General features: G+C 41.8%; 11 protein-coding genes. 7 read left to right on the top strand and 4 right to left on the bottom strand.

Annotated elements, in window-relative coordinates:
• Positions 1 to 8 precede the first annotated feature (8 nt).
• The 5 genes from asnB (at position 9) to H0U71_08640 (ending at position 6,108) form a co-directional block, all read left to right on the top strand.
• The gene (gene asnB, locus H0U71_08660) at positions 9 to 1,856 is read left to right on the top strand and encodes an asparagine synthase (glutamine-hydrolyzing) (GenBank protein ID MBA2655118.1); all 1,848 of its coding nucleotides are present in this window, start codon (positions 9 to 11) and stop codon (positions 1,854 to 1,856) included.
• Position 1,857: 1 nt separating this feature from the next.
• Entirely contained in the window at positions 1,858 to 3,060 is a 1,203-nt protein-coding gene (locus H0U71_08655; protein MBA2655117.1) for a glycosyltransferase family 4 protein, read from the top strand.
• 142 nt (positions 3,061 to 3,202) lie between these two features.
• The gene (locus tag H0U71_08650; GenBank protein MBA2655116.1) at positions 3,203 to 4,534 is read left to right on the top strand and encodes a UDP-glucose/GDP-mannose dehydrogenase family protein; all 1,332 of its coding nucleotides are present in this window, start codon (positions 3,203 to 3,205) and stop codon (positions 4,532 to 4,534) included.
• A 31-nt stretch (positions 4,535 to 4,565) separates the two neighbouring features.
• Entirely contained in the window at positions 4,566 to 5,330 is a 765-nt protein-coding gene (locus H0U71_08645; protein ID MBA2655115.1) for an SDR family NAD(P)-dependent oxidoreductase, read from the top strand.
• A gap of 88 nt (positions 5,331 to 5,418) precedes the next feature.
• Positions 5,419 to 6,108, top strand: coding sequence for a hypothetical protein (locus H0U71_08640; GenBank protein MBA2655114.1), 690 nt, complete (start codon positions 5,419 to 5,421; stop codon positions 6,106 to 6,108).
• Positions 6,109 to 6,159: 51 nt separating this feature from the next.
• On the opposite strand, the gene H0U71_08635 is transcribed toward H0U71_08640, so the two are convergent.
• From H0U71_08635 to H0U71_08620, 4 genes are read right to left on the bottom strand one after another with little or no spacing between them, the layout of a single operon-like run.
• Positions 6,160 to 7,269, bottom strand: coding sequence for a 2-oxo acid dehydrogenase subunit E2 (locus H0U71_08635; protein ID MBA2655113.1), 1,110 nt, complete (start codon positions 7,267 to 7,269; stop codon positions 6,160 to 6,162).
• The gene (locus H0U71_08630) at positions 7,266 to 8,246 is read right to left on the bottom strand and encodes an alpha-ketoacid dehydrogenase subunit beta (protein MBA2655112.1); all 981 of its coding nucleotides are present in this window, start codon (positions 8,244 to 8,246) and stop codon (positions 7,266 to 7,268) included. The genes H0U71_08635 and H0U71_08630 overlap by 4 nt, the downstream gene beginning before the upstream one ends.
• A complete protein-coding gene (gene pdhA / locus H0U71_08625) occupies positions 8,239 to 9,309 on the bottom strand; it encodes a pyruvate dehydrogenase (acetyl-transferring) E1 component subunit alpha (protein ID MBA2655111.1) in 1,071 nt (356 codons plus the stop codon). The genes H0U71_08630 and pdhA overlap by 8 nt, the downstream gene beginning before the upstream one ends.
• Positions 9,310 to 9,319: 10 nt before the next feature.
• A complete protein-coding gene (locus H0U71_08620; protein ID MBA2655110.1) occupies positions 9,320 to 10,450 on the bottom strand; it encodes an amino acid dehydrogenase in 1,131 nt (376 codons plus the stop codon).
• Between the two features lie 251 nt (positions 10,451 to 10,701).
• On the opposite strand from H0U71_08620, the gene H0U71_08615 reads away from it, so the two are divergent.
• Positions 10,702 to 11,439: a glycerophosphodiester phosphodiesterase gene (locus tag H0U71_08615; protein ID MBA2655109.1), complete on the top strand. Its 738-nt coding sequence runs from the start codon at positions 10,702 to 10,704 to the stop codon at positions 11,437 to 11,439.
• A gap of 103 nt (positions 11,440 to 11,542) precedes the next feature.
• The gene (locus tag H0U71_08610) at positions 11,543 to 14,047 is read left to right on the top strand and encodes an acyl-CoA dehydrogenase (protein MBA2655108.1); all 2,505 of its coding nucleotides are present in this window, start codon (positions 11,543 to 11,545) and stop codon (positions 14,045 to 14,047) included.
• The last annotated feature ends 1 nt before the right edge of the window (position 14,048 follow it).

Here is a 14,048-nt window from a genome sequence, read left to right as displayed (position 1 = left end):
AATCATTCATGTGTGGTGTCGCAGGTCTCCTTAGTACGAAAACAAAGCACCTAAGTGAGAGAGAAGATTACAGCCACGTAGAAAAAATGTTAGCTGACCAAGCTTACCGTGGGCCTGATCACCACCAAATTGAATGCGTCAACACACCTAACCTTTTTTTAACTCTTGGTCACAATCGTTTAAAGATTATCGATTTAAATGTAAATTCTAATCAGCCTATGTGGGAGGATGAAAAACGATATATTATCTCCTATAACGGCATGCTTTATAATTATCTCGAATTGCGTCAACAACTTAAATCAGCCGGTTATCAGTTTACAACGCAAGGTGACACTGAGGTAGTGTTGAAATCTTTTATGCATTGGGGTCATGATGCATTTCAACGTTTTAATGGTATGTTTGCTGTAGCAATATTTGACGTTTTAGAGGAAAAACTCTACTTAATCAGGGATCGATACGGCATCAAGCCGCTTTTCTATTTCTATCAGCGCGATAAAGTTTATTTTGCTTCTACCAGTTCAAAAATAGCTGAATTATTACATTTACAACCTAACATGGCCTATCATGCAAAAGGTCTTGCTTATTGGTGTTATGACTTTGAATCAGAGTCGGCGTATAAAGATTTATTGATGGTGGCGCCAAGCGAAATCGTCACTGTCAATTTTAAAAATGAGCTGCATATTAAAACCCAAAAATACTATTGCTTGTCTGAAAAAGTACAGCAATTGATCGATGTGCAACTTTCTGAATCTCATCAAACAATAACTGCAAAAATTCAATTTCTACTTGAAGATGCAGTGGCTCTGCGTTTGCAATCAGATGTGCCGGTCGGACTTTCGTTAAGTGGTGGTATTGATTCGGGAACAGTGGCAGGTTTGGCAAAAAAAAATGCTGATTTTCTCCCGACATTTTCATTTGGGTCGTTGAATGATCGGCACTCTGAAGCGCTCAATACTAAAATGACTGCTGATAAAGTAGGTTGTAATGTTCATTTTGTAAATCCTTCTGCCAATGAAATGCGAGATTCTTTTTGGAGAACCTTGCAACTACAAGATGCGCCTTATCCTAATTTCAGCATTCCGGCGCAACACCTTGTTTTTGATCATGCAAGACAGCAAGGGATAAAAGTAATGTTAGGCGGGCAGGGGGGCGATGAAATATTTATGGGTTATCGAAAATATTTATTATTTTATTTGTCCCAGCTTTTATATACAAAAAAATCACTGTCAACAATTACCTTTATGGCACAGTTAATACCCAGCTTAGTGGGTGAATTGCATAATTTTAAAAATAATTTATTTAGTTTCAAACGTTATACTAATAATTTAGTGGATCCAGTTTGGAAAGCATTTACACCAACCTTAGATATCACTATAGATAAAAGAAAATCATTGTGGCAACGTCAGCTTGCAGATATCCAAATGTTTAGTTTACCCACGTTATTACGCTATGAAGATCGCAATTCAATGGGGAATGGTATCGAGAGCCGCTTACCCTTTTTAGATTACCGTTTAGTTGAGCTAGCACTCGCACTGCCCGACACTTTAAAACTGCACCGTGGTTATACTAAGTGGATATTGCGTAAAATATCTCAACAATATATTCCTTCAGATATAGCTTTTTCCCGTCAAAAACGCGGCTTTGACGTAAAGAGTCAGAACTGGATTGCGTCAGGAATAGGAGAAGATTTGCGCGCGACACTCCATTCAAATCCGCACTTACTGAAACGAATGGGTATCTCCAATAAGGTTAATATTTTATTTAGTAATCAAAAATTAATTACTGATTCTTATAGGCTAGCAGAAGCAATAACGCTTGCTTGGTTGGCTAAGAAAAATCATTTTGTTTGGGGCTGAAATGAGAATATGGATTGTTCATCAACACGCTATTCCTCCGATTGGAATGGGTCCCACCCGGCATTTTGATCTCGCAAAAAAACTTATTGAGCAAGGTCATGAAGTTTATATTTTTGCGGGAAATTATTGTCATAATAGTTTCCATTATATTGGTGAGCCTTATAGTGTTACAAAAAAGATTGCCTACTATTTTAAAGTGCCTTTTATCTGGATTGATGTTCCGGCATATACTAAAAATTCAATCAAACGTTTGTATAATATGTTGGCTTTTGCATTTCGATTGCTGACGAATAAAGATCTGAAATTTTTGCCTAAACCTGACATTGTCCTAGGTTCTTCACCATCACCTTTTGCTGCATGGGCTGCACAGCGATTGGCATCGCGATACGGTGTGCCTTTTATTTACGAGATTAGAGATTTATGGCCAGAAACTTTGCTCGCCCTGGGTAGTTTTTCGAAGCACCATCCATTGGCAAAAATTTTGGCTGGCATTGAAAATTTTCTATTATCAAAGGCGGTGAAAATTATTTCCGTTTTGCCAGGAGCCAGTGATTATTTGCTGAATAAAAAAATCCCTAAAGATAAAATAAAATGGTTACCTAATGCTGTCGATTTAAATCATATTTCCTATTCACCCAGTACTATTAAAAATGAAATTACTATTTTTTACGCCGGTGCTTTTAATGTTTCTAACGATATCGAAACTCTGTTAAAAGCAGCAAAAATAGTACAAGAAGAAGCTAATCACTTTCAGTTTAAGCTAATCGGCGAGGGGCCACAAAGAGCTCTGCTTGAAAAATTCGTTGCATCCGAAAAAATTAATAACGTTGAATTTTTTCCTTCTGTGGGTAAGGATCAAATCTATCCTATCTTAGGTACCGCAGACATTTGTGTAGGAATGGTTAGAAAAACGAATTTATACCGATTTGGTACTAGCCTCAATAAAATTACGGATTATTTGGCCATAGCTCGTCCTGTGGTGTTTGCGCTCGATTCACCTTATAGTCCAATTACGGAAGCAAATGCCGGCTTGACCGTTCCACCTGAAAATCCACATTTACTCGCACAAGCTATCTTAAAAATTGGATCGTTATCGCCGCAAGAACGGGAGCAGTTGGGGCGAAATGGACGTAAATATGCTGAGCAATATTACAATTTGGACAAGATTACCGCAGAGTTTATTGATTGCTGTAAATCGGAATAATTAACGCGTGGCTGATAATTGATTATTAAAGGTTCAAAATGAATGGATTATGACGATTGTAAGGATTTAAAAAGTCATTCTGCTGATGAATTATTTTTGATAGGATAGGCGGCTAATTACCTTTAAGAATAAAGGACTCAAAATGAAAGTGACTGTATTTGGCACCGGGTATGTAGGTTTAGTAACAGGAATCTGTCTTGCTGATTTAGGTAATGATGTCATATGTGTGGATATTGACCACGCTAAAGTGGCGCAACTGCAACAAGGGGTTGCACCCATTTTTGAGCCGGGTCTTGAGCGGATGTTACAAGACAACCTCAGTATGGAACGCATTAAATTTACCACTGATTTTGAAATGGGTGCGAAACACGGTTTGTTTCAATTTATTGCTGTAGGGACACCTTCTAATGATGATGGCGCTGCCGATTTGCGAGCCGTACACGATGTGGCGGATAAAATCGGTAAAATGATGCAGAGCTATTGTTTAATCATTACTAAATCCACCGTTCCAGTGGGTACTGCCGATGAAGTCAGAGAAATAATTTCAAGATCGCTTGCAACACGCAATGTGAGTATTGATTTTGATATCGCATCCAATCCTGAATTTCTCCGGGAAGGCGCCGCCATAAGCGATTTCATGAATCCGGATAGAATAATTGTGGGAGCCGACAATGTGCGCGCGCTTGACTATCTGCGTGAACTTTATATGCCTCTCATCGATCTTGGTAAACGCTTTGTTGTAATGGACACCCGCTCCTCTGAGTTGACTAAATATGCATCTAATGCATTTTTAGCGACCAAGATTAGTTTTATGAACGAAATGAGCCATCTTGCTGAAAAACTGGGCGCTGACATTGAACACGTTCGCGTGGGCATGAGCATGGACCCCCGCATCGGAGAACATTTTCTTTTTCCAGGATGTGGCTATGGTGGTTCGTGTTTTCCAAAAGATGTGCAGGCCCTTACCCGCACAGCTAAGGATTTTGGTCAGGAGCTGCGTATACTTTCTGCCACAGAAGCCGTCAATCAAGATCAAAAATATATATTGGTTAATAAATTACATAAATTTTTCAAAGATGGATTACAGGATAAAACAATCGCCTTATGGGGGTTGTCGTTTAAACCCAATACAGATGATATGCGCGAAGCCTCCAGTAAAATTGTGATCGAAAACTTGTTATCGTTAGGAGCAAAAATTCAAGCATATGACCCAGTGGCAATGGAAGAAGCCAGAAAGTTGTATGGCAGCCATCCTGCTTTCAGTCTAGGTGAGACTCATGAAACGGTATTGGCGAATGCAGATGTATTAGTCATTGTGACTGAGTGGGATATATTCCGTTCTCCCAATTTTAATTTAATCAAAGAAAGTCTACGCCATCCTGCTATTTTTGATGGACGGAATCTTTATGAACCACTTCGATTATCGTCATTAGGGTTACACTATTTTGCTGTGGGAAGAGGTCATAAAATTTAATCATTATGAGCAACGCAAGGAAGAATAATATATGCAAATAGTAGGAAAGATTGCAGTCATTACGGGAGGCGCTTCTGGGATGGGTGCCCAAACTGCACTCTATTTGAGTGAACGAGGAGCAAAGATAGCTATTCTAGACAAGGACGAAGAGGCTGCTCAAAAAATCGCCTCGCAAATTCATGGTCTCGCAGTTAAATGCAATATAGTCGATGAAAAAGAAGTAGAAGAAGCCTTCAAACAGATTCAGGAAAACATAGGTATTCCTCAAATCTGCATCAATTGTGCCGGGATTGCACCTGCTAAACGCATTGTGGGACGCGAGGGTCCTATGCCCTTGAGTGATTTCAAAAAAGTAATAGAGGTTAATTTAATAGGCACATTTAATGTATTACGTGTTGCAGCTGCATTAATGATGGAAGTAGAACCTATCGATAGCGATCAAGAACGTGGCGTGATCATTAATACTGCATCTATTGCGGCCTATGAAGGTCAAATTGGTCAGTGTGCTTACAGCGCCTCTAAAGGGGGTATCTGCTCTTTAACTCTGCCAGCTGCTCGAGAGCTTGGCCAACACAATATTCGCGTTGTAACAATTGCCCCTGGACTTTTCCAAACTCCTTTATTAGAAAGCTTACCTCAAGAAGTCCAAGATGGACTGGCACTTAATATCACCTTTCCCCCACGTTTTGGTCAGCCTATAGAGTATGCAATGCTAGCCTCACACATCATTGAAAATTCGTATATTAATGGTGCAGTGCTTCGTTTAGATGGTGGCTTAAGGATGCAGGCTAAATAACAAAATTTGTTTCCTCTTTTTATAAAGGTGATATTCTCCAATTGAGATGAATATCCTAATAAAAACAATTACAAAAGAGGGTGAATAAATGCAACAAAATCAATATCAAGCTGCTGTAGGTAGAAGCGAATTACATGCAGCGATAAAATTTTTATTTATCATTGGTTGGGCCATTTACGGGGAATATAGAGAAGAAAATTATAGTCGTGCTCTTGCCGCACTGCTGCTGACGTGGCTTTTTCTCTCCTACAATCAGGAAAAAAACCTTCAACAGCAGCAATATCAGCGGACTACAGAGAGAGAAACAAATACGATTTTGGAGGACAGAATTTCGTTGTGCAAAGCTGCAAGGTCAAATGACGCTGATAAAATAGAAGGAATTTTGCGGCGTAGAGGTAAAGTTTTTATTGGAGCTGGCGCAAGTGGCAAAAACGCATTACATTTTGCTGTTAAAGGTCAGGCTTTTGCAGCTATTAATTTCTTGTTAGATGTTCAAGCTGACATCAATACCCATCGCGGAGAAGTTAAGGGGCTAGTACCGGATATCCTCAATCATCAAGATGAAAACGGTAACACCCCTGCCCATCTCGCTTTGCTTGATGTTATTGAGGGTGTTACAGAAGACTTTAAGGTTTTCGATGAATTGGTGGGAAATACATTGGTTCCTATAAATGACAGCCTCCAAAATAATTTAGGGCAAACTATTCCTGAATTAAGAAAAGAGGCCGAGGAAATTTTATCTGGAAATAAGGCTTCTACATCAAGGCCACAATTTTAAGTAATGTAGCCTTGATGTAGCGAAGCGAAATCAAGAAGTGCAAGCCACAATTTAACTTTGCAGATCTTCAATCAAGGCTGCCAGGAATCGGGCTGCTTCGCCGCCCGTCGCTGCGCGGTGATCAAACGTTAAAGAGATTGGCATAATGCGTTGTATTTCTGCACGTCCCTCGATGGCCACTACCTCGTCACGTAATTTGCCGATGCCAATAATGGCGACAGTAGGCGGTACCACGATAGGATTAGCATAGCGGCCAACGAACACGCCAAAATTAGAGAGCGTGATAGTTGCACCCTGCAAACTTTCTTTTGGAAAATTTTGTTCTTTAGCATGTTGCTTGAAGGAGTTAATGGTTGCGCGAAGTTGTTCTCTCGATTGTGATTCAGCTTTTTTGATGACCGGTACATATAAACCTTGAGGGGTATCAACTGCTAGCCCAATATTCACTTCGGCAAATAATTTGTGACTAATGTTTTTACCATCAAAATGCGCATTTAAGGCCGGTTCAGTTTTTGAGGCATGCACGATGGCGCGAATCAAGCGCAGAGTTATATCTTCGGTTTTATCGAAGTGGTGGATATTGGCATCATCGGATAAGGTTACCGGGACGACTGTTGAATGTGCTAATGCCATAATCGTTGCCATAGAACGGCGTGCGCCGTGCAAAGGTTCAAAGCCTTCAGCTAAGCTGGGAGAGTTTTCACCAGCTGCTTTTACATCTTGAACGCTAATGGTGCCACCGGGACCCGTAGGCGTAATTTTTTCAAGATCAACATTTAACTGCTTAGCGAGACTTCTAACTGCCGGGGTGACACGAATACTTTGCGAGGTATTGCGAGGCTGAATGCCGGTAGGAGATTCACTAATCACTTTGCTGCCTACTTCTATGCTGCCGACGACTGTACCTGCATCTGTTTTAGGGGAATCACCTTCATCATAGCCAACTAATGGGTTTCCCGTTTTAATAATATCTCCGGCATTGCCATATAGTTTGGAAATTTTGCCTTTATAAGGAGAGGGTACATCGACTAATGCTTTCGCTGTTTCCATAGAAACAATCGGCTGATCAACTTTAACTTCATCACCTTCTTGAATTAGCCATTCACGTATTTCTGCATCAGGTAGCCCTTCACCGAGGTCCGGTAAGTAAAAAATCTTCATGCATACTCCATTATGTTCGATACTGCTTTAATAATTCTTTCAACACTTGGAAGGTATAATTTTTCCATCTTAAAGTAAGGCATGGCTGCATCGTAACCAGTAACACGTTGTATAGGGGCAAGGAGGTACATCAGACCATGCTCAGCGATTTGAGCAGCAATTTCAGCTCCTATACCACCACTCTTGGCGGCTTCATGAATGATCACGCAGCGCCCTGTTTTAGCGACGGAGTTAAGTATGGTTTCCATATCGAGCGGCTTGATAGTGGCGACATCTATCACTTCGGCTTCTATCCCCTCTGCTGCTAATGCGTCGGCAGCGAGTAATGTTTCGTGAGTACTTGCTCCCCAAGTGACTAGGGTAATGTCCGAACCTTCTCGTAAAACAAAGCATTTATCCAAGGGTAGCGCTTTGCCATCATCAGGCACTTCTTGTTTCACCAATCGATAAATACGCTTAGGCTCTAAAAAGAGTACAGGATCTGGATTACGAATTGCAGCTAATAGGAGTCCATAAGCGCGTGCAGGAGAAGAGGGGATAACGACTCTTAATCCGGGAATATGCGCGAAAATCGCCTCAGTGCTTTCAGAATGATGTTCGGGCGCGCGGATGCCCCCTCCGAAAGGAGCACGAAAAACAATCGGGCAAGTTAACCTACCGCGAGTTCGATTTCTAAGCCGGGCTGCATGGCAAAGAATTTGATCAAGACCTGAATAAATAAAACCCATAAATTGAAATTCTGCTACAGGTTTTAAACCTTGAGCGGCCATTCCAACTGCCATGCCCGCAATCATGGATTCTGCGAGGGGTGTATCGAGAACCCGCTCGGGACCAAACTGATCAAAAAGTCCTGCTGTAGCGCGAAACACGCCCCCATTGACGCCGACATCTTCTCCAAAGACCACCACATTTTTGTCTGCAGACATTTCATATGCGAGCGCTTGGGTAACGGCTTGTATAAGTGTAATTTCAGGCATTGTCTATGGCTCCTAATTCATCCCATTGATCTTGCAAATTGGTGGGCCAAGATTCGTAATGGTAAGCCAAAATGGAGGTGGCTGGTTGGGGGGGCATGTTAAGATATTCTGACACCGCAGCATCAATTTCTTCCGAAAAACCTTGTTTAAGTTCTTCTTCTTGTTCTTTGGACCAAAGGTTGTGTTCCATTAAGTAATTGTAAAGACGCTTGATGGGTTCATTTATCCAGGCTGATTCAATGCAAGCACCTTCTATATAACGTTTGGCATCATCCGCAGTGGTGTGATCACACAATCGGTAGGTAATCGCTTCAATCAAGGTAGGGCCATTCCCTTCTTTTGCTCTTTTAAGTGCTCTTGCCACTGCTTCTCTTACGGCTATAACATCATTTCCATCTACTTGAATTCCCTCAAATCCTGCAGCGATGGCTTTTTGAGCCAACGTCTTGGTGTGTGTTTGAGCAGCCAAAGGAACGGATATCGCCCACTGGTTATTATTGATTATAAATACGACGGGAAGATTCCAATCACCTGCCAAATTCATCGCTTCATAGAAGTCACCTTTCGAGGTACCGCCATCACCGACAGTCGTCACTACTGCACGTTTTTCTTTGCGATATTTTATCGCATAAGCACAACCAGTCGCATGCAAGCATTGACTCGCAACGGGTACTGCAATGGGAAAGTCCTGCCGGGGCCCTTTGAAATCACTGCCTCTTTCGTCGCCGCCCCAATACGCGAGTATTTCTTGCATGGAGACTCCACGCATAAACATCGCACCTTGGTCACGGTAATAAGGGCAAAAAATATCCTCTTGAGCCATGGCATGACCCATTCCAACAGCGACCGCTTCTTGGCCGAGAGACGAAGGAAAAGTACCCATTTTGCCTGTTCTTTGAAGCGCCACGGCTTTGGCGTCAAATAGTCTAGTTTTCACCATCTCTTTATAGAGGGAAAGCAATATGTTGGAATCATTGGCGAAATCAGGGAGGGTGGAAATAGGCTTTCCTTCACTATCTAAATATTGGAGAAATTCAATTTTAAACTCAGCAACAGTTGTCATTCAGTGTCCCTTAATACAATCGTTCATCAGCAATAACTTGAGCGATATGATTGGTAGGTTTATGTTCTGCTTTTGCTCGGGTGAAAATTTTGATTAAAGCATCATAGATATTCAAAATATGATTTTTAGCTTGTTCAAAATTACCATGATCATAAACGGAAGCGGCATAAATGAGACCTCCCGAATTGATCAAAAAATCGGGTGCATACAAAATGCCGCGTTCAAATAGGAGCTTATCATCTTCATCGATATCTTTTAGTTGATTGTTCGCCGCTCCAGCAACGATGGTGGTATTCAATCGAGGAATTGTTGTTGCATTTAAACCTGCTCCTAGTGCGCAAGGGGCAAACACATCACAGTTGATTTCGTAGATGGATTCAGGAGACACGATTTCGATTTTAAATTCATTTTTACAGCGTTCTAAGTTGGCTGTATTGATATCCGCCATTGTTACACGCGCACCTGCTTCAACCAAATCGCGCGCTAAATAATAACCCACGTGACCCGCCCCTTGAATTGCTACATGAACGTCACGCAGATTATCTTGACCTAGCTTGAACTTGACTGCGGCTTCAATACCCCGTTTAACACCTAATGCTGTAAATGGAGAGGGATCCCCGCCGCCGCCTTCTGAGGTGCATGTCACATAACGTGTTTTGGTCGCAATAATGTCCATATCATTGACATCTGTGCCACTATCCATGGCAGTCACATAGCGACCATTTAGTTCATTTACAAATTCAGCAAAAGATTGAAAGTAAGCTTGTCGGTTAGCAATGACAGGGGGTCTCATCAATACTGCCTTTGCGCCACCATGAGGTAATTCACAAATTGCCGCTTTATAACTCATGCCATAGGCTAATCTAACAGCGTCAGTGATTGCAGCCTGAGTGGAAGCATAGGGAATACAGCGACAGCCGCCAATTGCAGGACCTAATTTAGTGCTGTGGATTGCGACCACGGCGAATAGCCCGGTTTTTTTATCTATTTTGAAATGTAATTCACCGTAGTTTAAATCTTTGGCGTATTGAAAAACGTCATCATAGGATGGGGGAGTATTATCGTTTTGCGTTTGCATTGCCAAAAAATCCTCATTGTTCGGATTTAAAGAAAGGCCACCAGAAAGATTTTTAATTTCCATATCATCTCTTCCGAAGATTAAGAATTGTTAACCACCAAGGTCTAGTTCATAATGAGCGAACTTTAACGAATCGAGTTTATTATCGCAAGTGGTTGTTTAACTGTCTCTTAGCGACATCATTTTGCAAGCGAATAAATCCTAGTCTATACAAAAATTTAGCTCAATTCGCCGACGTGTAGGGCCAAACATACCAAAGGTTGTTTACCTTCGCAAGCAGAGCTCAATCACCTGCATTATATAAATGGAATAATATGACTTTTCGATTATCAAAAGTGATTGGGCATAGAGGGGCATCAGGTCACGCTCCGGAGAATACACGTATATCAATGTCTAAAGCGCACCAGCTCGGAGCCGAATGGGTGGAATTCGATGTGATGCTGGCACGCAGTGGTGAACCCATCATCATTCATGATGAAACGTTAGGTCGCACCACCAATGGCACCGGTGAAGTAGCTGATATTGATTTTGAAACGTTAGCGTGTTTGGATTGCGGTAGTTGGTTCGGGGCAGAATTCTCTGATCAAAGAATCCCCACCCTTCAAAACCTCCTCGATCACATCATCCCGCTGAATTTGGCAATTAACATTGAAATTAAGCCGTACCCAGGTTATGAGGAACAGACTGCCATCCGCACTTTGGAGGTACTACAATCCCATTGGCCAAAAAGTTCCCCGGAACCATTGATATCAAGTTTTTCACCTCTGGTTCTAAAAAAATTATTTGAACTTAGCAGAGAATATAAATTAGGGTATATTATTGATAGCTTAGAGGGAAATTGGGAACAAGTGTTACGCAATTATGGTTGCATCTCGTTACACATTGATCACCACCTGTTAACACTGGAAATAGTGAAACGCATTAAGAAAGTAGTGCCTTTTGTTTTGGCATATACTGTTAATGAACCTGAAAGAGCACAGCAGTTATTTGACTGGGGAGTGGATTCAGTTTTTAGTGACTACCCTGATCGAATTTTGAAGGTCATCGCCTAGCATTATTTTTTTCACATGGGTGAAAGGGAGGTGTTTTGGGGTAAGGCTTTACTATAATGATTGCCCTCATGAGAGGACGGATTTTTTTTACTAAGGGTTGATTATGGCAATACTATGGATAGCATTACCCATCCTTCTATTAGGAATACTCTCTTATCACCGGGCGTCTTTAATCGTTTGGACCATTACCTACGGCTTATATCTAGTATTTTTGGTCGCTTTTAGTACCTTATCTCCAATCACTCTCAGTATGATCGGAGCATTCTTTCTTGTGCTAGCTTTTATACTAAATGTGAAGCCGGTTCGAAGAATGCTAATCACGCAATCCCTCTTTAAAACTTTTCAGAAATCTTTGCCCGCGTTATCTCTGACTGAAAAAGAAGCTTTAGCGGCTGGCACAGTGGGGTGGGATGGTGAATTATTTTCAGGTATGCCAGATTGGAGTAAATGTCTTGCTTATCCCTCGCCTCAACTGACCCCAGAAGAACTTGATTTTCTTAACGGCCCTGTCTCTGAGTTGTGTGCCATGATTGATAATTGGGATATAACGCACAACCGCTTTAACTTGCCAGATGAAATGTGGCAATTTCTAAAAACAAATCGTTTCTTCGGCATGATTATTCCTAAGCAATATGGTGGCAAAGAATTTTCTGCTTACGCGCATTCCACTATCTTGACCAAAATAGCCGGCCTGAGCTCCAGTGTGGCGAGTGTGGTCGCAGTGCCCAATTCCTTGGGTCCGGCGGAACTTTTATTGCATTATGGTACAGATGAACAACGAAACTACTATTTGCCCCGGCTGGCACAAGGCATAGAAATACCTTGTTTTGCTCTCACCGGGCCTGAGGCGGGTTCTGATGCCAGTGCTATGCCAGATTATGGTGTGGTATGTAAAGGAACGTTTGAGAATAAAGAAATCATAGGAATACGTATCAATTGGAATAAGCGGTATATCACGCTTGCTCCAATAGCAACCGTTCTTGGGCTGGCGTTCAAATTGTATGATCCAGACCATTTGATTGGCGGTAAGGAATCTTTAGGCATTACCTGTGCATTAATACCCACAAATCTACCCGGAATTACCATCGGTAGACGCCATTATCCCTTAAATTGCGCTTTTCCCAATGGGCCCACTCAAGGAAGAGATGTTTTTATTCCCTTAGATTGGATTATTGGTGGCGTAAACATGGCGGGGCAGGGGTGGCGAATGATAGTTGAATGCCTCGCAACTGGGCGCGCCATTTCATTACCTTCAATGGCGACAGGAGGCGCAAAAATAGGCTCCTATACAACCGGTGCCTACTCCAGAATTAGAAATCAATTTCATTTGCCCATTGGTAAATTTGGCGGTGTGGAAGAGGCGTTAGCTCGCATTGCGGGTAATACTTATATTATGGAAGCAACCCGGCTTTTCACCGTAGCAGCAATTGACCGCGGAGAAAAACCCGCTGTTCCCGCTGCCATTAGCAAATATCATGTAACCGAATTAGGTCGGAAAGTTATCAATGATGCGATGGATATTCATGGTGGCAAAGGTATTTGTATGGGACCAAAAAATTATTTAGCCAATAATTATCAAGAAACCCCTATTAGCATTACGGTAGAAGGGGCCAATATCTTAACACGCAGTATGATTATTTTTGGTCAAGGCGCAATCCGTTGTCATCCTTATATATTGAAAGAGATGGAAGCGGTGCAACTGGAAGATAAAAAACGCGGTTTGAAAGTTTTTGATAATGCCATTTTTGCTCATGTTGGATTTATGCTTAGCAATATTATGCGCACCTTTGTTTTAGGGATAACCCATGCGAGATGGGCGGGTGCACCTCACAAAGAATTTAAACGTTACTATCAATATTTGACACGATTTAGTGCTGCTCTAGCGTTGGTTTCAGATGTTTCAATGATCCTATTAGGGGGGAGTTTAAAGCGTAAGGAAAAATTGTCCGCTCGGTTGGGGGATGTATTGAGTATGCTATATCTCGGGTCTGCTGTTTTAAAACAATATGAAGATCACCAATCGAGCGAAGAAGAGCGGGATGTTGTGATGTGGGCTTGTGAAGAAATTATCTTCACCGCTCAACAACAACTCCATGCGGCGCTGGTTAATTTCCCTAATCCTATTGTTGGGGCGCTGCTTAAAGCGTGGGTCTTCCCGTGGGGGATGTCACATAAGGAACCGACCGATAAATTAGGGCATAGAGTCGCTAGATTAATGTTAAACCCGAATGCTCTTCGCCATATTCTTGCCAAAGATGCTTATCTAGAACAGCGTCCCAATAATCCCGTAGGCTACATAGAAATGGTGCTGAAAAAAGTGATTTTAGCGGAGCCTTTAGAGCAGCGTCTTTATGAGGCGGTGCGTGACAAAAAAATAAAAGGCCATACCTTTGAGCAGAAAGTGAAAGAAGGGATAGCGAAGGAGATATTAACGGAGGCTGAGGCTGCGCAATTACTCGATGGCTATCAGAGTAAAAGAGAAATTCTTGCTGTAGATGATTTTGCACCCGAAGAATTGGAGGGTTTGCACGCTCATTCAGCAGAAATTCATCCTTCTTCTACAATCCATGAAGATTCCAGTTGGAAGGAAGGCGTAAAGCCCAACTAAA

Source organism: Gammaproteobacteria bacterium (assembly GCA_013697705.1).
Taxonomy (GTDB): domain Bacteria; phylum Pseudomonadota; class Gammaproteobacteria; order UBA6002; family UBA6002; genus UBA6002.
The sequence above is the reverse complement of the archived record's forward strand: the minus strand, read 5'-3'. Positions and strand labels throughout refer to the sequence as shown.